This is a genomic window from Streptomyces sp. PH10-H1, assembly GCF_030063355.1.
Classification (GTDB): Bacteria; Actinomycetota; Actinomycetes; order Streptomycetales; family Streptomycetaceae; genus Actinacidiphila.
On record NZ_JASISZ010000013.1, the window covers coordinates 57,751 to 80,979 of the forward strand.

General features: G+C 71.5%; 22 protein-coding genes and 1 tRNA gene. 9 read left to right on the plus strand and 14 right to left on the minus strand.

All coding sequences use genetic code 11. The features are described 5' to 3' along the window. Nucleotides 1-7: 7 nt before the first annotated feature. From efeB to QMK24_RS11185, 6 genes are all read right to left on the minus strand, one after another. A complete protein-coding gene (efeB, locus tag QMK24_RS11160) occupies nucleotides 8-1,363 on the minus strand; it encodes an iron uptake transporter deferrochelatase/peroxidase subunit (RefSeq protein ID WP_283465333.1) in 1,356 nt (451 codons plus the stop codon). Next, nucleotides 1,360-3,240 carry a copper resistance protein CopC gene (locus tag QMK24_RS11165; protein WP_283465335.1) on the minus strand — a complete coding sequence of 627 codons (1,881 nt, stop codon included), beginning with the start codon at nucleotides 3,238-3,240 and terminating at the stop codon, nucleotides 1,360-1,362. The genes efeB and QMK24_RS11165 overlap by 4 nt, the downstream gene beginning before the upstream one ends. Before the next feature lie 10 nt (nucleotides 3,241-3,250). After that, nucleotides 3,251-3,721, minus strand: coding sequence for a copper chaperone PCu(A)C (locus tag QMK24_RS11170; RefSeq protein WP_283465336.1), 471 nt, complete (start codon nucleotides 3,719-3,721; stop codon nucleotides 3,251-3,253). Next, nucleotides 3,718-4,380, minus strand: coding sequence for an SCO family protein (locus QMK24_RS11175; protein ID WP_283465337.1), 663 nt, complete (start codon nucleotides 4,378-4,380; stop codon nucleotides 3,718-3,720). Before QMK24_RS11175 ends, QMK24_RS11170 begins: the two co-directional genes overlap by 4 nt. A gap of 92 nt (nucleotides 4,381-4,472) precedes the next feature. Then, on the minus strand, nucleotides 4,473-5,204 hold the full coding sequence (locus tag QMK24_RS11180; RefSeq protein ID WP_283465338.1) for a YcnI family copper-binding membrane protein: 732 nt from the start codon (nucleotides 5,202-5,204) through the stop codon (nucleotides 4,473-4,475). 97 nt (nucleotides 5,205-5,301) lie between these two features. Beyond that, nucleotides 5,302-6,075, minus strand: a complete 774-nt coding sequence (locus tag QMK24_RS11185; protein WP_283465340.1) for a hypothetical protein — start codon at nucleotides 6,073-6,075, stop codon at nucleotides 5,302-5,304. Between the two features lie 223 nt (nucleotides 6,076-6,298). Here QMK24_RS11185 and QMK24_RS11190 point away from each other — a divergent pair, with 223 nt between their 5' ends. Further along, nucleotides 6,299-6,742, plus strand: a complete 444-nt coding sequence (locus tag QMK24_RS11190) for an ATP-binding protein (protein ID WP_283465342.1) — start codon at nucleotides 6,299-6,301, stop codon at nucleotides 6,740-6,742. A gap of 45 nt (nucleotides 6,743-6,787) precedes the next feature. Here the strand turns inward: QMK24_RS11190 and QMK24_RS11195 are convergent, their stop codons facing one another. From QMK24_RS11195 to QMK24_RS11205, 3 genes are all read right to left on the minus strand, one after another. Then, complete coding sequence (locus QMK24_RS11195) at nucleotides 6,788-7,318, minus strand: ArsR/SmtB family transcription factor (protein ID WP_283465343.1); 531 nt, start codon at nucleotides 7,316-7,318, stop codon at nucleotides 6,788-6,790. A gap of 104 nt (nucleotides 7,319-7,422) precedes the next feature. Then, a complete protein-coding gene (locus QMK24_RS11200; RefSeq protein WP_502962436.1) occupies nucleotides 7,423-8,901 on the minus strand; it encodes an aminopeptidase P family protein in 1,479 nt (492 codons plus the stop codon). 113 nt (nucleotides 8,902-9,014) lie between these two features. Then, nucleotides 9,015-10,508, minus strand: a complete 1,494-nt coding sequence (locus tag QMK24_RS11205; RefSeq protein WP_283465345.1) for a PP2C family protein-serine/threonine phosphatase — start codon at nucleotides 10,506-10,508, stop codon at nucleotides 9,015-9,017. Between the two features lie 570 nt (nucleotides 10,509-11,078). Between QMK24_RS11205 and QMK24_RS11210 the strand changes: the two genes are divergently transcribed. Both QMK24_RS11210 and QMK24_RS11215 read left to right on the plus strand, forming a co-directional pair. Next, nucleotides 11,079-11,765, plus strand: coding sequence for a bifunctional DNA primase/polymerase (locus QMK24_RS11210; RefSeq protein WP_283465346.1), 687 nt, complete (start codon nucleotides 11,079-11,081; stop codon nucleotides 11,763-11,765). A 245-nt stretch (nucleotides 11,766-12,010) separates the two neighbouring features. Next, on the plus strand, nucleotides 12,011-12,637 hold the full coding sequence (locus tag QMK24_RS11215; protein ID WP_283465347.1) for a hypothetical protein: 627 nt from the start codon (nucleotides 12,011-12,013) through the stop codon (nucleotides 12,635-12,637). A gap of 335 nt (nucleotides 12,638-12,972) precedes the next feature. Here QMK24_RS11215 and QMK24_RS11220 read toward each other — a convergent pair whose 3' ends face one another. The 3 genes from QMK24_RS11220 to QMK24_RS11230 all read right to left on the minus strand — a co-directional run bounded on the left by QMK24_RS11220 (nucleotide 12,973) and on the right by QMK24_RS11230 (nucleotide 15,659). Continuing rightward, on the minus strand, nucleotides 12,973-13,935 hold the full coding sequence (locus QMK24_RS11220) for a DUF5926 family protein (RefSeq protein ID WP_283465348.1): 963 nt from the start codon (nucleotides 13,933-13,935) through the stop codon (nucleotides 12,973-12,975). 207 nt (nucleotides 13,936-14,142) lie between these two features. After that, a complete protein-coding gene (locus tag QMK24_RS11225; RefSeq protein ID WP_283465349.1) occupies nucleotides 14,143-14,685 on the minus strand; it encodes an ATP-binding protein in 543 nt (180 codons plus the stop codon). A 143-nt stretch (nucleotides 14,686-14,828) separates the two neighbouring features. Continuing rightward, nucleotides 14,829-15,659, minus strand: coding sequence for a glycerophosphodiester phosphodiesterase (locus tag QMK24_RS11230; RefSeq protein WP_283465350.1), 831 nt, complete (start codon nucleotides 15,657-15,659; stop codon nucleotides 14,829-14,831). A gap of 180 nt (nucleotides 15,660-15,839) precedes the next feature. On the opposite strand from QMK24_RS11230, the gene QMK24_RS11235 reads away from it, so the two are divergent. Next, nucleotides 15,840-17,564, plus strand: coding sequence for a S1C family serine protease (locus QMK24_RS11235; protein WP_283465352.1), 1,725 nt, complete (start codon nucleotides 15,840-15,842; stop codon nucleotides 17,562-17,564). Between the two features lie 66 nt (nucleotides 17,565-17,630). Then, nucleotides 17,631-17,717 (plus strand) — tRNA-Ser (locus QMK24_RS11240). Between the two features lie 73 nt (nucleotides 17,718-17,790). On the opposite strand, the gene QMK24_RS11245 is transcribed toward QMK24_RS11240, so the two are convergent. Together QMK24_RS11245 and QMK24_RS11250 are read right to left on the minus strand one after the other, a co-directional pair. Continuing rightward, the gene (locus tag QMK24_RS11245) at nucleotides 17,791-18,054 is read right to left on the minus strand and encodes a DUF8825 domain-containing protein (RefSeq protein WP_283465353.1); all 264 of its coding nucleotides are present in this window, start codon (nucleotides 18,052-18,054) and stop codon (nucleotides 17,791-17,793) included. Nucleotides 18,055-18,098: 44 nt separating this feature from the next. Next, nucleotides 18,099-18,965, minus strand: a complete 867-nt coding sequence (locus QMK24_RS11250) for a bifunctional DNA primase/polymerase (RefSeq protein ID WP_283465354.1) — start codon at nucleotides 18,963-18,965, stop codon at nucleotides 18,099-18,101. Nucleotides 18,966-19,302: 337 nt separating this feature from the next. Between QMK24_RS11250 and QMK24_RS11255 the strand changes: the two genes are divergently transcribed. The 4 genes from QMK24_RS11255 to QMK24_RS11270 all read left to right on the plus strand — a co-directional run bounded on the left by QMK24_RS11255 (nucleotide 19,303) and on the right by QMK24_RS11270 (nucleotide 23,108). Continuing rightward, nucleotides 19,303-19,608 (plus strand): hypothetical protein, encoded by a 306-nt coding sequence (locus QMK24_RS11255; RefSeq protein ID WP_283465355.1) that lies wholly within the window; start codon nucleotides 19,303-19,305, stop codon nucleotides 19,606-19,608. A 320-nt stretch (nucleotides 19,609-19,928) separates the two neighbouring features. Next, nucleotides 19,929-21,107: an acyl-CoA dehydrogenase family protein gene (locus QMK24_RS11260; protein WP_283465356.1), complete on the plus strand. Its 1,179-nt coding sequence runs from the start codon at nucleotides 19,929-19,931 to the stop codon at nucleotides 21,105-21,107. After that, nucleotides 21,104-22,090, plus strand: a complete 987-nt coding sequence (locus QMK24_RS11265) for a Zn-ribbon domain-containing OB-fold protein (RefSeq protein ID WP_283465358.1) — start codon at nucleotides 21,104-21,106, stop codon at nucleotides 22,088-22,090. Before QMK24_RS11260 ends, QMK24_RS11265 begins: the two co-directional genes overlap by 4 nt. 1 nt (nucleotide 22,091) lies before the next feature. Then, on the plus strand, nucleotides 22,092-23,108 hold the full coding sequence (locus QMK24_RS11270) for an acyl-CoA dehydrogenase family protein (RefSeq protein WP_283465359.1): 1,017 nt from the start codon (nucleotides 22,092-22,094) through the stop codon (nucleotides 23,106-23,108). The last annotated feature ends 121 nt before the right edge of the window (nucleotides 23,109-23,229 follow it).

The following is a 23,229-nucleotide window of genomic DNA, read 5'->3' on the forward strand; positions in this document are numbered from 1 at the left end:
GGCGGGTTCACCACTCCAGCAACCGTTGCCCCACGTACTCACCCGGCCCCGGCGCGCCGGGGACCGCGAACAGGGCGCTCGACTCGTGGCGCAGGAAGCGGGACAGCCCGTCCCCGCGGTCCAGCTTGCGCTGCACCGGGATGAAGCCGCGCTGCGGATCGGCCTGCCAGCAGACGAAGAGCAGCCCGGCGTCCGGGGTCCCGTCGGCGCCGATGCCGTCGTGGTACGAGAACGGGCGGCGCAGCATGGCCGCCCCGCTGTTCGAGGCCGGGGCGGCGACGCGGATGTGGGCGTCGCCCGCGATGGCCGGCGCCCCCTGCGCGTTCCGCTTGTCCAGGTCGACGGGTGTCGTCTCGCTGCCGTCCGACGTTTGCGAGCCGTCCGACAGGGGTGAGCCGTTCGACTTGCGGCGGCCGATCACCTTCTCCTGCTGGTCCCTGGACAGGTGGTCCCAGGAATCGAGCAGCATCCGGATCCGGCGGACCACCGCGTACGAGCCGCCGTGCATCCATTGCGGGGAGCGTGCCGTGCCGCCGGCCGGTACGAAGATCCGCTGGTCGAAGTCGGCGTCGGTGGGCTTGGGGTTGTTGGTGCCGTCCACCTGGCCCATGAGATTGCGTGACGTCATCGGTTCGGGGGTCGCGCCCGGTGTGCGGTTGAAGCCGTTCATCTGCCAGCGCACCCGGGCCGCGTTCCCCGCTGTCTTGTGCAGTACGCGCAGGGCGTGAAAGGCGACGAGCGCGTCGTTCGCGCCGATCTGCACCCACAGGTCGCCGTTGCTGCGTGCCGGGTCCAGCGCGTCGGCGGAGAAGGCCGGGAGGGGCGCGAGGGCCGCCGGTGCCTGGGCCTCCAGACCGGTCTTGGTGAAGAGGGACCGGCCGAACCCGAAGGTGATGGTGAGCGAGCTCGGGCCCGCGTCGTAGGCGATCTGGTCGTCGTTGGTGACCAGCCGGCCGTTGATCATGTCCTGGGCCGCGCTCGTCCAGCGGCTCAGCAGCGCGGCGGCGTTCCCGCGCCCCTGCCCCGGTGCGAGGTCGAAGGCGACGAGGTGGCCGCATGCCTGCTGAGGGGTGGTGATGCCGGCCTGGTGGGTGCCGTCGCGGAAGCCGACGCCGGTCGCGCCGATCGAGGCCGGCGCTGTCGGCTCGTCCCGCAGCGCTGTGGTGCCGAGGGCACCACCCGCGCCGCCGACGACCAGGCCGGCGCCCGCGCCCGCGGTGCCGAGCAGCCGGCGCCGGGTGAGGTGCCGCCCGGCCGGGGCCTTCTCGGTGGTCTGCGGGCCGGTCGGATGCGGCTCGGCCGCGCGCGTGCCGGCTGTCCGTTGCTCAGGCGCCCGTTGCTCAGGCGTCCGTTGTTCTGTCATGGCGTGATCTCTACGTTCCTGGTCTCGGTCACCTGGTCGATGTCGGAGGTGCGCACGGTGACGGACACCTGCCAGGTCCCCGCGAGGGGCAGCTGTACCGCGGCCGCGGTCCAGTGGCCGGTGTCGAGGTGTTGGAGCGGGACGGGGAGCGGGCCGATGTTCTTGGCCTTGAGGGTGAACTGGAGCTTCACCTCGGGCACGTCGACCGGCACCGGATCCGTGCCGGAGAGCAGTACGTGCACCTCGTTCTGGCCGACCCGTCCCGGGTCGATGGTGATCAGGGCCTGCCCCTTCCCCTTGGCGCCGCCCGTGTCGTACGGGATGCGGACGCTGAGCGGCAGCCCGGACGAGGCGGTCGGCGCGGGCGCCGTGCCGGTCTTCTCCTGCGCGGCGCGGCCCGGCTGGGTGCCGGTGAGCAGGGTGGTGACGGCGAGGACGACGACGGCGACCGCGACCTCCGCCAGCACGGATCTGCGCAGCGCGGTGCGTTCGAGGTCGGCGTCCCGGGTGCGTCTGGCCTGAGTCCTGTCCCGCGCGGTGCGCTGGTTCCTGAGCTGGGCCTGGCGCGCGGGGTCGGCGGATGAGCCGGCCACGGCGCGCTCGGGCCGCTTGGCGACCGCCGCGGTGGTGACGGACGCGGCGGGTGCGCCGAGCCGCGCCGTCCAGCGCCGGGACAGCCAGGCCAGCTCCACCAGCAGCACGACCAGACCGATCTTCACCAGCAGCAGCTGCCCGTAGGAGGTGGAGACGAAGGCGTCCCACGAGCCGAGCTGCCGCCAGGTCTGGTAGATGCCGGTGGCGACAAGGGTCGCCACCGCCGCGAAGCCGATGCGGGAGAAGCGCTGGACGGCTTCACGTTCGATGCCGAGCCCCGCCACGAGCGCGGTCAGCAGCGCGGTCAGGCCGCCCAGCCACACCGCCATCGACAGCAGGTGCACGACATCGACGGGCATGGCGAGGCCGGACTGGATGCCCACGGAGGCGTGTTCGGCCATCGCCCAGGTCGCGGCGATACCCGTCGCGATGACCCCGCCGCCGATGCCGAGCCCCCAGGCGAGGTCGGCGCGCTCGGCCCGCTCGCGCTCGGTGGCGGGCGTTCCGTGTTTGGCGTACGAGCCGAACAGGACCGCCAGGAAGACGGCGGCGGCGGCCAGCAGCAGCAGCCGGGAGACGAGGGCGGCGCCCGGCCGGGTGTTCAGGACGTCGCGCATGGCGCCGAGGTCGAACGCGCCGCCGAGCCCGGTGCCGTTCACATACGGCCCGCGCAGCATCAGCAGCGCGATGGTGGACGCGACGAGCGCGACCCAGCCGCCGGCCGCGATCCGCTGCATGGGGCGCAGTAGCGCGCCGCGCGGCCAGCACACGGCGAGGAAGACGGAGGCGCCGACGAGCAGGGCGAAACCGGCGTAGGCGATGTAGCGCCCGATGCCGTAGAGGACACCTGCGGGGCCGCCGCCGACGGCCTGATCCTGGTCGGCGAGGTTGACGGTGGTCTTGGAGGGCGCGCCGACGGAGAAGGTGAACGCGCCCGCGACCGGGTGGCTGTCCTCCGAGACGGCCTTCCAGGCGACGGTGTAGGTGCCGTCGCCGAGCCCGGCGCGCAGCGCGACCACGGCGGTGGAGCCGTTGCCGTCCGCGTGCTGCGGCGTGCCGCTGTCCACCCGGCTCCCGGCTGGGTCGAGGACCCGCACGGAGTCGGCGGACAGCAGTACGCCCTCGGAGAAGGTGAGCCGCACCTGCTGCGGCGCCGTCTTGACGACCGCGCCCTCCCCGGGGGTGGTGCTCAGCAGCGCGGCATGCGCCGATGCCGGGGCGGCCGCCCCGAGCACGACGGCGAGCAGAGCGCCCAGTACGACCAGCGCACGCCTGACGGTCATCGTTCTCCCCTCAGCCCTTCGGCCGGTATCCGGCCGGCTCGACCGGCACCTGTACGCCGATCGGGTCGGCCTTGGCGAAGTGCAGTTCCATGGCCACCTTGTCGCCGGCCACGGGCTTGTGCGCGAGTTCCCTCAGCATCAGATGAGTTCCGCCGCTGCTGAGCGTAAGCCGCCCGCCCGCCGGGACGGTGAGGGAGTTCACCTTGCGCATCCGGTTGTCCGCGGTGGTGTGGAGGGTGATGTCAGCGGTCAGGTCGCTGCTGACGGAGGTGAGCTCGGCGTCGGTGTCCCCGGTGTTGCTGACCGTGAAGTACCCGGCTGCCATGTCCGCCATCACCGGCTGCGGTATGTAGGCCCCGCTCACCGCGAGCCGCGGCCCTTTCGCGCCGGCGTGCGCCATGGCGTCCGGTGCCGACGAGCAGCCGCCGAGCGCGAAGGAGGCCGCCAGGGCGACCACGGCGGTGGCTGTGCGGCGCCTCACGGGGCCTCACTCTTAATGATCTTCGGCAGGTCGGCGGCGAACTCGTCCGACGTGGTGCCGGACATGTAGAGCACATGCGCCTTGTCGTCCTTCGGCCAGAAGGCCAGGACCTCCGCGCCATGGGTGACGGTGATGCTGCCGTCCTTCTCCTTCACCGGCTTGTCGATGCCGATGCCGACGGACTTGGCGGCGGCCTGGATCGTGGTGAAGTCGCCGGTCAGGCCGGTGAAGTCCTTGTCCTGGGCGGCGAGCCAGGTGCCGAGGCGCTGCGGGGTGTCGCGTTCGGGGTCGGTGCTGACGAACACGACCCGCAGTTTGTCCTGGTCGGCCTTGGGCAGCCGCGACGTGGCGATCGCGATGTCGCTCATCGTCGTCGGGCACACATCGGGGCAGTTGGTGTAGCCGAAGAAGAGCAGGACGGGCCGGCCCGCGGTCTCCTTGACCAGGTTGTACGGCTTGCCGTGGGTGTCGGTGAGCGTCAGCTGCGGCTTGCTGAACGGGGTGTCGAGCACGGTGCCCGGCTTGGACGCCGCTCCGGAGACCGCCGCGACCGGCTGACCTGAGCCGTCGCCGGAGCCGCCGGAGGCTCCGCATCCGGCGAGTGCCGCGAGGGCTGCGACGGAGGCCAGGGCGGCGCCGATCTTGAACGTTGTGCGCATGAGGATTCCCAAAGAGTGCGGTGGCGAGGCCGGGCGGCCGTACACGTGGGGTCACGTGGGGTCACGTGGGGTACGGCCGCCCGGCCGGTGCGTCAGGCGGAGGGGGCGCGGCGGCGTCCGGCCAGGACAGCGAACGCGACGCCGACGGCGCCGATGACGATGCCGGCGATGCCCAGGATCCGCGCCGTCGAGTCGCTGCTGTGGGTGTCGGCCGACGCGGCGGCCGTGTCCGTCTTCGCCTTGGCGTCGGCGGCGGGGGCGGCCGCGCCGTGCTGGCCGGTGGACGCCTCGGTGAGGGTGAGGGAGGGCGCCGGGTTCTGCGGCTCGGGTGCGCCCTCCTTGGGCTCCTCGATCCAGCGCGCGACCTGGTTGTTGTCGTAGGTCTGCAGGGTCTTGAAGACCAGCTTGGCGGTGTCGGCCGGCAGCGGGCCGAGCGAGACGGGGAACTGCTGGAACTGCCCCGGTGCGATCTTGCTGCCGGCGGAGGTCCAGGTGATCTTCGTGACGGCCTCGTTGACCATCCCGTCGTCCGTCTTCAGCGGCGTGGCGAGCTTGGCCTTGGTGACCTCGACGTTCCAGCCGGGCACCGGCTGGGTGGAGACCGACGGGATCGGGTGGTCGGCCGGCAGGTTGACCTCGACCTTGATCGTCGAGGCGCTCTCCTGCTCGTTGGGGACCTTGAACGAGACGGTGCTGTAGCTGCCCTTGGGGGCGGTGCCGGGCTGCACGGTGACGTGCGCAAAGGCCGGCACGGCTGCCATCAGCAGCACGGAACCGGTGAGCGCGCCGACGGTCGTCAGGCGGCGCATGCGTGAACTGGTCATGAGGAGACTCCACGGTGAAGTGGTGAGGGACGGGCGGGCGCGCGTGCGGCACGCGCGAGCCCGCCTCCCCCCTTCGCACAGGTGGAGAGGGCTCGCGTCAGACCGCGAGGGCGTACGCCGGAGGCCCGCGCCGCGCCAGGCTGTGGCGCAGTCGTACGCTCCCGGCCAGGCCGTGCCCGCAGGCGAACCTGCGGGGCCGGAGCGCGGCGAGCGGGTCGTCGACCGATCCCGCGACCAGGACGCGCACCAGCGCGACGAGGGCGCCGCGCAGCACGTCGGCCGACAGGCTCACCAGCTGCCACAGGGCGGCCTCGCCGCGCCGCAGCAGCCAGCCCGCGGCCAGCGCGGCGAACAGGTGGGCGAGCAGCATCGGCAGCGAGTACGCCAGCGCCGAGTGCATCCCGCCGTCACCCGGCTGGGTGACGGGGCTCATCGTCATCGTTGACGCCGGGTCGAGGCCGGCGTCGCGGACGATCCGTTCCGCGCCCTGCGGGGTGAGCGTCAGTCCTCTCGCGTGGCCGTCGCACAGCAGGCGGCCGGCCAGTGCCATGACTCCGTCGGCGCCGTCCCTGGCCGCGGCGGGTTCCGCGCAGACCTGTCCCGCGCCGAACACGGCGTGCAGGGCGAGCTGGCCGAGCGCGAGCGCCGTGGCGATTCCCGGCAGCGAGCGTTCCCGTCCGGCCAGGGGCGCGGCGACGGCGAAGACCGCGAGGCCGCCCGCCACCAGTGCGCCGGCCGGGACTCCATGACGGGACGCCAGCCCGTGCCCGGCCGCGGACAGCGCGACACAGACCGCGGTGAACACCGCGGCCCGCAGCAGACGCATTCCGGCGCCCGCGCGAACGGGAGAGGCAGGGGAACGGGAAGCCATGACGGGCGCCATCTTCTCACCGTGCGGAACCGGCGCATACGGGGGGTGTCCGGCTCGCGGGCGTACGGGCGAGTCGCCCTTTTACACCTGTACGCCGGGGTCCCGCATCCGCCGAATGAGCGGCATCACGTCAAAAGGACGCTTACGGGGCGCTCTTCGTGGCTATAGGTATCGGTAACGACGGGGCAGGTCCTCAGTCAAGCCGTGGCCTGGAGGCTGGAGCATGAGCATCTGGTGGTCTCTCCACTTGCGGCGCGAGGCCGCGAGCGTTCCGCTCGCCCGACGCCTGCTGCTGGGGACCATGGAGACGGCCGGTGTGGATCCGGAGATCTGCTACGACCTGTCGGTGGCACTGTCCGAGGCGTGTGCGAACGCGGTGGAGCACGCGGGCGCGGGTGATTACAGCGTGACGGCGAGGATCGACGGCGACCGGTGCCGTATCGAGATCTCGGATTCCGGCCCGGGGTTCGCGCCCGACCGGCCCCGCCACCAGCTGGCGAGACCGCTGGCCATGAAGGGCCGGCACGCCGAGCACGGGCGGGGGCTGTTTCTCATCGAGGCGCTGGTGGACCATGTCGATTTCCACAACCGGCCGGGCCGGGGCGCGGTGGTGACGATCGACAAGGTCCTCAAGTGGCGGGACGATTCGCTGCTGAACGCGTCCTGAAGACGTCCTGAAGACGTCCTGACGTCGGTCCGCCCAACGCCTCGCCTACTCGTCGGACTCTTCCGGGCCGGGGCGTTCCTCCTCGACCAGGAACGCCATCACGGTGGCCCCGAGCAGGACGGAGCCGGGGGTGTGCGGGGCGCGGGCCGCCTCGTGCAGCTCGACGAGCAGCTGCGCCAGGCCGGTGCGGAAGGTGTCCCAGGCCTCGGGCGTCACCCACAGTTCGGCGTCGGAGGTGACGCCCTCCTGTTCCGGCGCGCGTCTGGCCGCGCGGTCGCGGAGGTTGTGCGCGAGTGCCTCGGCGAGCAGCGGGGCGCCGTCGTGCCGGTCGGACAGCGGAGTGCCGTGCACGGTGCGGTAGCGCCGTTCCCTGCCGCCGCGGTGCGAGCGGACCTCGATGAGTTCGACGAGGCCGGCGGCGTCCAGCCGGCGCAGGTGCTGGCTGGCCAGCGCGTGCGAGATGTCCAGTTCCCGGGAGAGTTCCGCCGCGGAGAGCGGGGAGGCCCACATCAGCGACAGCATGCGCAGCCGCACCGGATGGGCCATGGCGCGCAGCGTGGGGTCGGTTGTCGTCACGGCGGTCAGTAAACCGCCCCGGGAGCCGGCCGGCGGCGCCCGAGGCGGGTTCTACTCATGACCGTTGCATGACCGTTCCGGTCATATCCACGCATCGCCGCTGGTCAGCCCTTGAGACCGGCCATCCACGCCTCGACCTCGTCGGACCGGCGCGGCAGCGCGGCCGACAGGTTCCGGCTGCCGTCTGCGGTGACGAGGATGTCGTCCTCGATGCGGACCCCGATGCCGCGGTACTCGGCCGGCACCGACACGTCGTCCGCCTGGAAGTACAGGCCGGGCTCGACGGTCAGCACCATGCCGGGCTCCAGCACACAGTCCACATACGTCTCGGTGCGCGCGTGCGCGCAGTCGTGGACGTCGAGGCCGAGCATGTGGCCGGTGCCGTGAAGCGTCCAGCGGCGCTGGAGGGCGAGCTCCAGGACGCGGTCGACCGGGCCCTCGACGAGGCCCCACTCGACGAGCTTCTCGGCGAGTACGCGCTGCGCGGCGTCGTGGAAGTCGCGGTAGGCGGCGCCGGGCTTGACCGCCGCGATGCCCGCCTGCTGCGACGCGTAGACCGCGTCGTAGATCTTGCGCTGGATGTCGCTGAACCGCCCGTTGACGGGCAGGGTGCGGGTGACGTCGGCGGTGTACAGGCTGTGGGTCTCCACACCGGCGTCCAGGAGCAGCAGTTCGCCGGAGCGGACCGGGCCGTCGTTGCGCACCCAGTGGAGGGTCGTGGCGTGCGGGCCCGCCGCGCAGATCGAGCCGTAGCCGATGTCGTTGCCCTCGACACGGGCCCGCAGGAAGAACGTCCCCTCGATGTACCGCTCGGAGGTCGCCTCGGCCTTGTCCAGGACCTTGACGACGTCCTCGAAGCCGCGGGTGGTCGAGTCGACGGCCGCCTGCAGCTCGCCGATCTCCCACTCGTCCTTGACCAGGCGCAGCTCGGAGAGGAATTCCTTCAGCTCGGCGTCGCGCTCCGCGGTGACCTTGTCGGTCAGCGCGCCCTCGACGGCCGCGTCGTAGCCGCGGACGACCCGGACCGGGCCGGTCGCCACGGCCAGCTTCGCGATGACCTCGCGGACGTCGGCGCAGGGCAGGCCGAGCAGCTGCGCGCCCTCGGCGAGGCTGTTGCGGCGGCCGGTCCACAACTCGCCCTGGCCGTCGAGCCAGAACTCGCCGTTCTCGCGGCTGGAGCGGGGGAGCAGGTACGCGGTCGCGTCGTGCCCCTCGCCGGCCTCGCCGCTCTTGGCGTCCTTGGCGGGCTTGGCGGGCTCCAGGACCAGGATGGCGTCCTGGGTCTGGTCGCCGGTGAGATGGACGTACTCGCTGGACGCGCGGAAGGGGTATTCCGTGTCATTGGCGCGCGTCTTGAGGTTGCCCGCCGGAATGACCAGCCGCTCGCCCGGGAAGCGGGCGGAGAGCGCGGCCCGGCGGCGGGCGGCGTGGGGCGCCTGGGCGATCGGCCGCAGGTCGTGCAGTTCGGTGTCGGCCCACTCGGACTTCATCAGCTCGGCGAGCTCGTCGGAGACCTCGGGGTAGAGACCGTTCTTGCGCTGCTTGATCGGCTGCTCTTCGGCCGCTTCGACCTCTTCGGACACGTCCTGCCTCCTCGCAATAGACCCATCCATCGTATGTGCGTACGGAAGGCCGACTACAGGGGGCTTAGGTCACCAAGTGCGGCAAAGCGGACTCGCTGCGACCGGAGGTGTCGTCAGTCGAAGCGGACGGCGAGCAGGACGACGTCCTCCGGGCTGTCGATGGTGGCGAGACCGTCCGGCAGTACGGTGCGCAGCACATGGTCGGCGAGCAGGTCCGGGTCCTCGCGGGTGGCGCGGGGCGCGCTCTGGGCGGCGGCGTACAGCCGGACGAGGGCCCGGTCCATCGGCTCGCCGGTGCGGTGCAGCAGACCGTCGGTGAAGAGCAGCAGCGTCTCGCCCGGCTCCGGCCGGACTTCGACGCTGGGCGCTTCCCAGCAGCTCAGCATGCCCAGCGGTGCGGACAGCGAGGTCTCGACGTACTCGATCCGGTGCTCGCCGACGATCAGCGGCGGGCACTGCCCGGCGCCGGCCAGGACCAGCCGGTGCCGCTCGGGTTCGGCGTACGCGAACAGCGCGGTCGCGGAGCGGGCGGGCTCGGTCAGCCGCAGCAGCAGTTCCAGGTCGGACAGGACCGCGACCGGATCCTCGCCCTCCATGACGGCGTAGGCCCGCAGCGAGGCGCGCAGCCGCCCCATCGCGGCGACCGCGCTGGGGCCGGAGCCGGTGACACCGCCGACCGCGAGGCCGAGCGCGCCTTCGGGGAGCGGCAGCGCGTCGTACCAGTCGCCGCCGCCGCGCGGCCCGCTGTGGTGCCGTACCGCCATCCGTACGCCGGCGACGCGCGGCAGCCGGGCGGGCAGCAGCTCCTCGCCGAGGGTGGCGACGGTGGCCCGGGCGCGGCTGAGTTCCAGTTGACGGGCGAGGTGCTCGGCCGCGTACCGGCCGTAGAGACCGACGAGATGTCGCTGGCGTTCGACCGGTTCCGCCGGCTCGTCGTACAGCCACACCGCCGCGCCGAGGTGTCCGGTGCTCTCGGTGGTCAGCCGCAGGGCGTAACTGGCACCGAAGCCGAGGTGGGCGGCGACCTCGCGGTGGCGCGGGTCGAGGCCGGGCTCCTGCGGCAGATCGGGGTGGATCACCTCGTTGCGGCCCGCGGGGTGGTGACCGTCCGTATCGGCGGCGGTTCCCGCGGCGGTGCTCTCCTGCGCGGTCCTGTCCGGGGCGGCGTCAGTGCTTCTGCCAGTGCCGGCCCCGCTGCTGTCATCGTCGCCGTTGTCGCCGTCGTCGATCAGGATCCCGTAGGAGGCGGCGCCCCTGGGCACCGTCTCGATGGTGCCCAGGTCGGCGTGGCCGAGGCCGAGGCCGACGGTGGTGTCGGGGCCGAGGCGGTCGGCGGGTTCCAGTACGAGCAGACCGCGGCGGGCCCCGACCAGCGCGGCTCCGGCGCGCAGCACTTCCCGCAGCGACTCGTCGAGGCCGGTCGTGCGGGCGAGACGCTCGGTGAGCTCATGCAGCGTGGTGAGATCGGAGATCCAGCAGGCCAGCCGGTCCTGGACGGCCGCGAGCTGATCGACGGGACGGCATTCGGCCGCAGGGGCGGCAGTGTGTGGTGCGGCGGGAATGGGAGGCTTGGTTCCAGCCACTTTTGGAAGACGGGCGGTACTCATGGCCGACGGCTTCCGGAGTGTTCGCGGCCTGGGCGACGAACACTACTAATTGCGGACGATCCGGGATTTTCGCCGACTTGCGCACGGGGCTTGATGAAGCAGGTCAATTGCATCAATAGCATCGCAAACCCCCATGTTGTGCTGGGCCGCTACCAGGTTTCCACTTGTACACGCCCGATCGTGGGCATGTCCAGGATCGGGCTGGTAGAAGGGCTGGTGTCGGAGTCCGAAACCTTGGCCTAAAATGACCACCCCCGAAGACAATTGAGGGTCGACTGATGCCGTCCAACAGCGCGTCATATTCACGGTGGTGGGTAGGAACCCGGTGTCTGGCTCAGACGTCCTACTAGTAGATGACGGCCGGCCTACCCCCGAGTGGCGGGGTGTTCCCACACCCAGCGAGACCGCACAGCGCGGCAGACAGCACAGCAAGCGCCATGCGTGCGCCACCCCTCGCCACGTTCCACGCTCGGCTAGCAGCGTGATGCGCTGCCTTGTAAGCGGTGTGCTCGAGATTACGTTGTGTCAAGGGCAGATCCCCTGAGCGTTTACGGAAAGGAACTTTGCGCTATGCGCGAGATCCTCGGAAGGCGACGCAAGCTCTCGCTCCGGTGGAGGGGCCAGTCCGCGCTGCTCAGCGCGGTCCTCACCTACACGGAACAGTGGCGGTGGCCGGTGGTGCCCGGAGTCGGGTACGACCGCCGCGGTTCATGGCGGGCGGCGGGGGCGCAGCCATGCGCCTGCCCACGCCCGGACTGTCCCGTCCCCGGGGTGCACCCGCACGATCCAGGACTCATGGCCGCCACCTGCGACCCGCGCATGGTCCGCTGGTGGTGGACGGCCCGCCCCGGCGCCCCCGTGATGCTCGCGACGGGCGACCGCGTCTCGGCCGTCAGCCTGCCGGCCGTGGCCGGCGCGCGGGCGCTGGACACCCTCGACCAGCTGGGCGTCCGGCTCGGCCCGGTGGTGGCCACCCCGACCCGCTTCGTCCTGCTGGTCGCCCCGTACTCCCTGGAGGAGTTGGGCGAGCTGCTCGATTCCCACGAATGGGTGCCGAGCTCGCTGCGCTACCACGGGCAGGGCGGATACGTGGCGCTGCCGCCGTCGAGCAGCAGCGCGGGGCAACTGCGGTGGATCCGGCCGCCGGTGGTCGACGCGGGCAGCACGTCACCGTGGCTGCCGAGCGTGGCACTCATCGTGGACACTCTCGTCCAGGCGGGCCGCACGGCACCGGACGGGACGCACCTCACGTACTGAGCGGTGAGTGCCGGGCCCCAGCGCGCCGAATCCCGTGCGCTGGGGCCCGGTTCTGCGTTCCGCCGGGTTGGGCCGCGCTGCGCTTCGCCCGGCCGCGTTCCGCTGCGTTGACGGCGTCACTCGTTCGGATAGCAGCAGTGGGCCGTTGTCCGGTGTCCGGGGCGCGGCCGTCCTTTTGGGCGTGATGAGGCCGATATGTTCGGCGTACCGCACCACCCGCAAACATTGAGTACAGGTGGAAGCCGATGGAGCGCGCGTCGAATCTGCGCATGATCGCCCTCACGAGCGTGATCGCGCTCGCGGTGGTGCTGCCGCTGGCCGCCGCCACCGCCGGGCCCGCCGGTCCGGCGGGCCGGAGCGAGGGGAGCGGGAAGCCGCGGTCCGCGCCGCGGGCGGCGGAGGACCCCGCTTCCGGCTCTCGCGGTCCCGGCGGTTCTCAGCGGCAGGAAGCGGCCGTCAAGGGGCTGCTCCCGGTGCTCGGCCCGGCCTCCGGCGGCCGCCCGGCTGCCGGGGCGCCGGCCGCACGGCAGGCCGCGCTCTGCGGTCCCCAACTGACCTCGCCCGAGGGCGTTGAGGCGCAAACCTGCACCATCGCGGCGGCCGGCGACACCTGGGCGCGTACGTACTACCGCAATGCGACCGGCGGGCCGCTCGGCGGCGTACTGATCCTGATGCGGCCGGACGGCCGGACGGTGCGGGTGGACTGCCCGATCGGGGCGGAGGACGCTCCGGGCGCGTGCGAGACACCGCGGGAGCGAACGGTGAAGGCAGCGGTATCGGCGAGTGGTGCGGCGCAGGTATACAGCGCGGTCGCGGAGTTCGCTCCGGTGGGAAGTGACCGAATGCTGCTACGAGCCGGTAGCAATCGGTAGCAATAGCGGAAGAGAAAATCAGCCACGATTGATCAACTTCCGGTCACGGCCAGGTGGCGACCGATCCGGACATGGCAAAACCCGGTCGCTGGCGACGGGGGATGCACCAGCGACCGGGCTCAATAAACGGTAACAAGATTTCTTCCGTACGCAAATTCGCGATAACGGACGGAACCCGTAATCACCGGTGGCCAGCCGGAGTTGTGACCGGTATCACCCGGCGCCGAGTCCTGGTCGGGACCCGGCGCCGGGCGAGATTCGAGTCCGGCGCCGAGCCCTGCTGAGTACCCGGCGCCGAGCCCTGCGTAGGGCCGGCTCGGAGCTCAGCTCAGAACTCAGCTAAGAGTGATCTGCCGGTTGGTGAATCCGCTGCGGGCGCGCCGCTCCTCCGGGGTCAGCGGGACGGTGGAACCGAGCGCCTCCGTGAGCCGCTCGCCGAACGCGGCGGCCGGCTTCTCGACCTCGTCCGCCTGCATCCCGACCGGGAGGTCCCAGACCGGCACGACCAGCCCGTGGGCGCGGAACGAGCCGACCAGCCGGGTGTTCTCGCCGAGCGAGGACACCCCGGCGACGTGCAGCCGCGCCATCGCGTCGAGCAGCTGCTCCTCCGGGTGTGCCATCACCCAGCGCAGGTGGTTCTTCTCCGGCGTCTCGCACCAGTACGCGGCGTCCACCCCGGACAGCCGGACCGTCGGGATGGCCGCGGCGTTGGCACGTTCCAGCGAGGCGGCGATGTCGCCGGACGCGTCCGCCGCGTTCTCCAGCCAGAACTCGAACCCGGTGTACACCACCGGCTCGAACGCCGCGTCCAGGTCCAGCAGGTCCTGCAGCCGCGGGCCCTCGGCGTCCGTGCGCAGACCCTCGACCGGCGAGCCCGGCTCGGCGGTCAGCGCGCGCTGCAGGATGTCGGCCAGACCGCGGCTGAGGTCCCCGGAGGCCGTGTCGTTCTGCAGGCCCAGCAGCACCTTCCCGCTGTCGCGGCGCAGGCCCGGCCACGCCATCGGCAGCACGGTCGCCAGCGTGAGCGACGGCACGCCCTCGGGCAGCCCGCCCTTGAGCGTCAGTTCGACGGTGGCGGCCGGCACCAGCTCGCGCAGCGCCACCCAGTCGCATTCACCGGGCAGCCCCTCGAACGGCCGGAGCACCAGCTCGGTCACCGCGTGCGAGGCCTCCCGGCCGTGGCATGCCTTGTACCGGCGGCCGGAGTTGCAGGGGCACGGCTCCCGCGCGCCGACCACTGGAATCTCTCCGTCGACGATCTGCGGGGCATTCGTCTTCGTCGGGCGCTTTTTGGCCATGGCTCGATCTCTCCCGGTACGGCTACGTTTCGGCCGTGAGCCTAGCGCTCGCCGGGCTCTCTGCCGGAAACGCGCGGGGGAAACCTTCAGCGGAACTTCAAGGGAACGCCGACAGAGCGCCGACAGAGCGCCGGCAGTGCGCCGATGGACCTTCGGCGGACCGTCCGCGAAACCGTGGCGGACGGCCGGCGAAACCGCGTCGGACGGTCAGGGGAGATCGTCGAACGGGTCCGCGAAATCGATCGGAATGTCGAGCCGGGGAGCCAGATCGTCGCGTCGCGCGTGCCGGCTCCTGACCGGCAGCAGCGCCCACACAGTGACCTCGCCGGGCGAGTCCCGTACACCCCAGCGCAGGGACAGATTGTTGACGATGCCGAGCCCGCGCCCACCGCGCGCGGTGAGCGAGGGGCTGGACGGCAACGGGCGCGTCGGGCCGCCGCCATCCGTCACCTCCACGGTGAGAAGATCGTCGTCACCGATCCGCCACGCGGCACGGATGCCGCACGCGTCGGCCGCGTCAGCGGACGGACCGGTCTCCTCCGGGCCGTCGCACAGCGGACGCGCGTGCCGGTAGGAGTTGCTCAGCAACTCCGACAGGATCAGCACCGCATCGTCGACCACCGGTTCCGGCACCTCGTGCGCGTACAGCTCCTCACGCAGCCTGCGCCGTGCCTCCGCCACGCCCATCGGACCATGGGACAGGGCCATGGTCGAGGACGTCGGTACCTCTTGGGCCACCACCAACGCCACCCCCGAAACCTCCTTCACCCCACGCCACGGGATGAATGCCCCCTTGGACTGGACCGGAAACAAGCCAACTGCGATCTTTTGGGGCACTCACAACGGTCGAACACGGTCCGAACGTGCCGGTGCACTCCCTGTAATCTCGGTATTTACCGCCCCAATTGGGACAGTACTTGCTTGGGCCGGTTGGTGATGATCGCGTCCACCCCCAGCCGCACGCAGAGTTCGACGTCCGCCGGCTCGTCCACCGTCCATACGTGGACCCGGTGCCCGGCCCGGTGCAGTCGCGCGACATAGCCCGGATTCGCCCGCAGGATCCGCATGCTCGGACCGGCGATCGCCACCCCCGCGGGCAGCCGCCCGTCGCGGTGCCGCGGCAACACGTACTGCATGAGATAGACGGTCGGCAGCGCCGGAGCCGCCGTGTGCACGCGGCGCAGCGAACGGGACGAGAAGCTCATGACGCGCACCGCGGAGCGCTCCCCCGGCGGCGGGGCGTCGAGGCCGAAGCGGCGCAGCAACTCCAGCAGCCGGTCCTCGACCTGGCCCGCCCAGCGGGTGGGGTGCTTGGTCTCGATCGCCAGCTCGACCCGGCGCTCGGTGTCCGCCACCAGCTCCAGCAGCCGCTCCAAAGTCAGTACGCCGCTGCGCTCGTCGTCCGTGGTGTCCGGGGCCTCGCCGTCGGAGTGCTGCCCCTTCCACGAACCGAAGTCGAGCGCGGCGAGATCGGCCAGCTCCATCGACGAGACCGCGCCGCGGCCGTTGGACGTACGGTTCACGCGCCAGTCGTGCACACAGACCAGCTTGCCGTCGGCCGTCAGCCGGATATCGCATTCGAGCGCGTCGGCACCGTCCTCGATGGCTCTTCGGTACGCCGCGAGCGTATGTTCGGGTACGTCCTCGGACGCTCCCCTGTGGGCGACGACCTGGATCGGGTTCCCGTCCGGGAACGCATCCCGGACCACATACGCAGAAGTCACCGGGCTATGGTGCCATCGCTGCGCGTCGCGGTGGCAAGCCGACCGCGCGCGCCTGGGCACCGCCATACCCCTGACTCCATACGCGGGCCATACACAGCTAGCGCTTACGGCGGTCCGACACTCCGTGGGAAATGCTGTGTCCAGCCCGACATCCGCGCTCTGAACAATAGGAGAATCGCTGTGAGCACCGAGAACGAGGCCGGCCAGGTCCCGGCTGCGCCCGAGTCCGGCGCGGAGTCGGTCGCGCCGGAGCACGGCGAGCTCTCGAAGTCGGCCCCGCCGTCCGCGCCGTCCGCGCCGTCCGCCCCCGCTGCGGCCCCGGTCACGCCCCCGGCGCCCTCTGCCGAGCCGCCGACCGCCGTTCTGCCCGTGGTGCCGGCGGCCGAGCCGTACACCGCTGAAATCCCCGTGGTGCCGGCCGACGCCCCCGAGCAGGCCGCGCCGGTGAGCGCGCCGGTGAGCGAGCCGGTGAGCGAGCACGTGAGTGACACCCCGCTCGCCGCACCCGTCCCTCCCGCACCCGTCCCTCCCGCGCCCGCTGCTCCCGCGTCGTCCTCGTACGCGGAGCCCGCCGCGGCGGAGCCGTACCCGGCGGATCCGTACGCCGCTCCGTCGGCCGTGCTGACCGCCGAGCCGGTCCCGCCCCAGCCGCCTTACGCGGGCGGCCCGCACACGGCGCAGTTCCCGCCGTACGGCGCCGCCGTCCCGCAGCCCGGCCAGCCGGGCGGCCCCGGCGGCCCGGTGTGGGGCGCACCCGTGCCCGTACCGCCGCCGGGTGAGCGCAGGCCGCGCGGCATGGGCACGATGATCGCCGCAGTGCTGGTGGCCGCGCTGGTCGCCGGTGGTGTCGGCGGCGGCGTTGGCTACTGGGCCGCGCAGCGGGACGACAACTCCAACTCCACCACTGTCAGTTCCTCCTCCGACTCCAAGGTCCTGGACCGCGCGCCGACGTCCGTGGCGGGCATCGCCGCGAAGGCGCTGCCGAGCGTCGTGACGATCGAGGCGTCGGGCGGCACCGAGAGCGGCACCGGCACCGGCTTCGTCTTCGACAAGCAGGGCCACATCCTCACGAACAACCATGTGGTGGCCCCGGCCGCCGACGGCGGCAAGCTGACCGCCACGTTCTCCAACGGCAAGAAGTACGACGCCGAGGTCATCGGCCGCGCCCAGGGCTACGACGTCGCCGTCATCAAGCTGAAGAACGCCGGCGACGCCAAGCTCGACCCGCTCCCCCTCGGAGACTCCGACAGCAGCAAGGTCGGCGACGCCACGATCGCCATCGGCGCCCCCTTCGGCCTCTCCGGCACTGTCACCACCGGCATCGTCAGCGCCATGCACCGTCCGGTCGCCTCCAGCGACGGCCAAGGGTCCAGCGCCTCGTACATGAGCGCCATCCAGACCGATGCCTCCATCAACCCCGGCAACTCCGGCGGCCCGCTCCTCAACGCCAACGGTGCGGTGATAGGCATCAACTCCGCCATCCAGTCCGCCGGTGGCGGCAACGGCCAGTCGCAGGCCGGCAGCGTCGGCCTCGGCTTCGCCATCCCCATCAACCAGGCCAAGCGCGTCGCCACCAACCTCATCGCGACCGGCCAGCCGGTCTACCCGGTGATAGGCGTCTCCCTCGACACCCAGTACCGCGGCGAGGGCGCCAAGGTCACCGACAACGGCAACAGCGGCAACCCCGCCATCGTCCCCGGCGGCCCCGGCGACAAGGCGGGCCTCAAGGCCGGCGACATCATCACCAAGTTCGACGACACCGTCATCGACAGCGGCCAGACCCTCATCGGCGCCATCTGGCAGCGCCAGCCCGCCGACAAGGCCACCGTCACCTACACCCGCAACGGCAAGACCGCCACAGCCACCCTCACCCTCGGCTCCCGCACCGGAGACGACAAGAGCTGACCCTGGCCATACCCTCCCTCCGACCCGTTAGGCTGTAGCCGCTCCACCGCAGGTGGGCGGGGCGCGGGAGGATTGCCCGAGCGGCCTAAGGGAACGGTCTTGAAAACCGTCGTGGCAGCGATGTCACCGTGAGTTCGAATCTCACATCCTCCGCAGCCGGTCGAAAGACCGGATGAGGCGGGGTACCGGACCAAGTCCGGTACCCCGCCTCTTTTTGCTGCCTGCTTCATCCGGTACCGGTGCTGGTGCTGGTGCTGGTGCCGGTGGTGGATTCGGCGGCGTGCCAGGCTAGTTGTTTGAGTTCCATCCGTGCGGCGGGGGCGTCTGGTCTGGTGGCCCAGTGCGGATGGGTGGAGATCCGTACGGAGAGCCGCTGCAGGCGGCGGCGCAGTACGGCGGTCTGGGTGCCCTGGGAGTCGGCCAGGAGCCGGTAGGTGGTGTACCAGTCGCGCTGGGCCTGGAGGAGGTCGTGAGGAAAGTCGCGTCCCATGAAGCCAGTCTGGCACGTGTTCGAATATATGTGCGAATCTTTGGTCAGAGGGGGGACTGGGCGTGGCGGGCGGCGGAGGCGATGGTGGCGGCGGCTTCCTGGCGGGGGAGGCCGGTTCCGGCGGCGGCGTCGATGAGCGCGGGGGCGAGGGTGTCGCCGTGGCCGGATTCGTAGGCGCGGCAGGCGGCCCAGTAGAGGCGGGTGTTGCGCTGGCCCTGGGGGGAGTCGCGAACGAACTGGACGAGGGCGAGCGGGTGTTGGGCGGTCCCGCGATGCGGTGTGGAGGGCGGGGGTGGGGTGAGGAGGCGGAGCAGGCGGTCGGGGACGCGAGCCGCCGGGAGTGCGGGGGAGTGCGGGGCCAGCAGGTAGCGGCCGGCGTTGGTGATGGAGCCGGGTCCCACGAGATAGCCGCCTGAGCCCCGGACGTCGATGCCGGGCCCCGGGGCGGTGCCGGCCCTGCCGACGGAGTTGGGGACGGTGGTGCCGGCGGGGCCGGTGAACCACAGGTGGCGGCCGCCGCTGGGGGTGAGGACGGTGACGGTGTCCGGGACGGTGAAGCCGTGGGTGGACGCGGTGGCGGTGAGGGTCGCGGTGCCGTCCAGGCCGTGTTTCACGTCCAGGTCGAGGCCGATGAGGTGGTGCGGGGGCAGCCCGCAGGCGATTCCGTAGCCGATGGCCCAGGGGGCGGCGGCGAACAGGGCGCGGATGGCGTCGGGTTCGGTGGTGGCGTCATGGACGCCGTGGCCGATCCGGCCGCATTCGCCGAGGCAGCGAACGGGCGGGGAGTCGCCGCGGTGCGGGGAGCGCACGGCGGGGAGTTTGGTGCGGGACAGGGGAATGACCGCCAGCTGCCGGGAAGCGGCGGCCAGGGCGTTGGCGAGCGCGGCGACGTGCAGGACGGAGGTGGCCATGGTTCTAGTTTCGTACTCATGTTCGAAAAAAGGGAGAGATGCGGGCGGGCGATTGTCCGGATCCAGCGTGTGGCGCGAAGTCTGGCCGAAAATCTGCCTGAACGATTCACCTCTGACGGGGCAAGGGATTCGGCCCGAGAAGGGATGGTCGGGGTGGCTTTGATGGCGCTTTGAAGGTTTGTCGACAGATCGTCACGCTTGCGAGCTAAATAGGCCGTCCGGGCTGGTTCGAAGGGGATTGCGTGGGCAACTCTGATTCCGGCGACGTCGTACAGCCTGCGGAGTGGTCGGCCAACCACTCGCATACCCCCCGTTTTCGGTTCCCTGGAGGAACAACATGGCAAGCATCCGTACCTTCCGCGTCCTGGCCGCCGTTGCGGCGCTCCCCCTGGCCGCGGTGCTCTTCACGGGCACGGCATCTGCCGACAGCGGCGCATTCGCCGGCGGCCACTCGAACGCGACGGTGGTGAGCAACACCGGTGGCAACGTCGGTGGTTCGAATCACGGCAATGTGACCACCAATCTGCAGGGCGCGAGCGGGTCCGGCGCATCGAATCAGAACAACACCGCGAGCGTGAACGGCTCCGGATTTACCGCGATCGAGCAGAACAACGTGAACGTGCACTTCACCGAACTGTGGTGAGAGCTCCGGGTGAGGGCTCCTACTGAGCGGGACCGGTGACACGGATGCGCGGCGGCACGCTCAGTGCCGTCGCGCGTTCGTGTTCTCCCGCGAGGATGGCTCGCGGGCGGCGGCCCGGCGGGCGGCCTGCCGACGGCCTGGTGGCGGCGGCGAATTTTCATCCACAGCCTGTGGACAACTTCTCATGCCTTGACAGGGATGGGGCGCGACCGAAAATCTGACGACCAGTCAGAAAATCTGTGGTCTGCGGTCTGCTGTCTGCGGCCGGAGATCTGGATCGATGAGCCGGATGAGCCGGATGAATTGGGGAGGCCGTCTCCGTGCACCTCGCCCCCACCCCGCGCCAGCACCAGCTACGGGCTGAGCTGCGCGCGTACTTCCACCGCCTGATACCCGAGGAGACCCGCGAGGCGCTCAGGGCCCAGCCCCCGGGCGGCCAGCTCGCCCGAGGACTGCTCAAGCGGATCGCCGCCGACTGCCTGCTCGGCCTCGGCTGGCCCACCGAATACGGCGGACAGGGGCGCGGCCCCGACGAGCAGTTCGTGTTCTTCGACGAGTCCTACCGGGCCGGGGCGCCGGTGTCGATGGTCACGCTCAACACCGTCGGCCCGACCCTCATGAAGTACGGGACGTCCGCGCAGAAGGACTACTTTCTCCCCCGGATCCTGTCCGGCGACTGCGTCTTCGCGATCGGTTACACGGAGCCGGACGCCGGCACCGACCTCGCCTCGCTCCGCACCCGGGCCGTCCGTACCACCGCCGAAGGCGGCGGTGACGGCGACTGGCTGATCGACGGCAGCAAGACCTTCACCAGCAACGCCCAGGGCGCCGACTGGATCTGGCTCGCCTGCCGCACCGACCCCGAGGCGCCCAAGCACAAGGGCATCTCGATCATCCTCGTCCCGACCGACGCCCACGGCTTCTCCTGGACCCCGATCCACACCGTCGGAGGTCAGACCACCAGCGCTACGTACTACGACGCGATCCGCGTCCCGTACGGCAACCTCGTCGGCGAGGAGAACGCAGGCTGGTCGCTGATCACCAACCAGCTCAATCATGAGCGGGTCGCGCTCGCCGCCATCGGCATGCAGGCCGAGGACTTCTACGACGACGCGCTCGCGAGCGCCCGCACGCCCGACGAGAACGGCACCCGGCGGATCGACACCCCCTGGGTCGCGTCCCGGCTGGCCGAGGCCCACGCCCGGCTGTCCGCGACCCGGCTGCTCAACTGGCGGCTGGTCCAGGACGTCGGCGCGGGCACCCTCTCCCCCGGCGACGCGTCCGGCGTGAAGTTCGCCGGTACGGAGAGCGCGATCGAGGTCTATCGCGCGCTGCAGGAAGCGGTCGGCGAGACCGCGCTCATCAGGGGCGGGGCGACCGGCGAACTGGAGCGGATGAACCGCGCCGCGCAGATCAACACCTTCGGCGGCGGTGTCAGCGAGGTCCAGCGGGAGATCGTCGCGACGATGCGGCTCGGGATGAAGAGGAGCAAACGGTGACGGGCGAAACGGTGCCGGACGATCTGTACGAGCGGCTCACGGCCTACGTCGGGCAGGCCGCCGCGACCGGGGGCGAGGGAAAGGACCCGGTCAACGAGCCGATGATCCGGCACTGGTGCGAGGCGATGGGCCACCGCGTCCCCGCCGACGGATCCGCCCCCGCCACCATGCTCCAGGTGTGGACCATGGGCGGGCTCTCCGGTCACACCTCGGGCACCGCCCGCTCCAGCGCCTACGACGACGTGTTCACCCTCCTCGACGGTGCGGGCTACACCTCGGTCGTCGCGACCGACTGCGAGCAGGAGTACATCCGGCCGCTGCGCCCCGCCGACCGGATCACGTTCGACGCCGTCATCGAGTCCATATCCCCGCGCAAGACCACCAAGCTCGGTACCGGGCACTTCGTCACGACCCGGATGGACGTCCACGCGGCCGGCGAGCTGTCCGGTACCCATCGCTTCCGCATCCTGAAATACACCCCGGCCAAGGCCAAGGCCAAGCCGAGGTCACAGCCCCAGCCCCAGCTGCAACCGCAACCCCAGCTGCAACCGCAACCCCAGCCGCAACCGCAACCGCAACCACAGGCCAAACGCCCCCGCCCGGTGATCAACCGCGACAACGCCGGCTACTGGGAGGGCATGGACCGGCACGAGCTGCTCATCCAGCGCTGCGCCGGCTGCGGCACGCTGCGGCTGCCGTGGCTGCCGGGCTGCAACGCGTGCGGCTCCCCCGACTGGGACACCGTCCGGGCCGCAGGCAAAGGCACCGTCTTCAGCTATGTCGTCATGCACCATCCGCCGTTCCCCGCCTTCGACCCGCCGTACGCCGTCGCCCTCGTCGAGCTGGCGGAGGGCGTGCGCATCCTCGGCAACGTCACGGGGGTGCCGTACGACAAGGTGCGCGCGGGCCTGCCCGTGACGCTCGAATTCCTGACGGTCGACGGCGAGTTCACGCTGCCCGTCTTCCGTTCCGTGGAAGGCTGACATGGACTTCACTCCCACCGAGGAGCAGCAGGCGGCCTGCGAGCTGGCCGCCGAGATCCTCGACCGCAGCTCCGAGCGGTGGAAGGCGCTGTGCGAGGCGGGACTCGTTGCCGCCGTCGAGGAGATCGGGCTGCTGGGCCTGGTGCTGCTGCTGGAGGAGATGGGCCGCAGGACCGCCGAGATCCCGCTCGCCGCGACTTGCGCGTACGGGCTGCTGCCGGTCGCCGCGCACGGTACAGACGAGCAGCGGGCCCGGCTGCTGCCCGGGCTGCGCAACGGTTCGTACGTCGCCACGGGCGCGTTCCCGCAGCGGTCGGCACGAGCGGTCAACAGCAACAGCGAGAAGGGGAGCGGCGAGGGCTGGCGGCTGACCGGGAGCTTCCCCGCCGTCCCGTGGCTGCGCGAGGCCACTCACGTACTCGTCCCCGCCGTGACCGACGCGGGCACGCGGCTCTTCTGGCTGCCGGTGCCCGCCGGCGCCGAGCCCGTCGACACCACCGCGCCGTGGGCCGCCGCCCGGCTCGTCCTGGACGGCACGCCCGCCGAACCGCTCGGTGACGGGACGGCGTACGGGCAGGTCCTCGCCCGGGCCCGTACCGCCTTCGCGGGGCTGCAGGCCGGGGTCTGCGCGGGGTCGCTCGCGCGGGCCGTCGCGTACACCTCGGTACGCGAGCAGTTCGGCCGCCCGCTGTCGACGAACCAGGGCGTGCTGCTGCGCGCCGCCGACGCGCACATGGACACCGAGGCGATCCGGGTCACCGCCTACGAGGCGGCCTGGCGCTACGACCAGGGTCTCCCGGCCGCGAGCCACGCCCTGACCGCCGCCTGGTGGGCGTCGGAGGGCGGCAAGCGGGTGGTCCACGCCGGGCAGCATCTGCACGGCGGAATCGGCGCGGACCTCGAACATCCCGTCCACCGGCACTTCCTGTGGGGGCGGCAGCTGGACGCGTACCTGGGCGGCGGCGCCGAAGTGCTCGCCGAACTCGGTGTGTTGCTGGGCAAGGAGGAAACCTCATGACGCCGTCGAACCCGGGCCCGAACCCACAGCCACAGCCACGGTCGAGCCCGAGCCCCCAACCCAGCCCGAAGCCGATACCGAAACCGCAGCCGATTCCGCGACGGCAGCCCCAGCCCCCGCC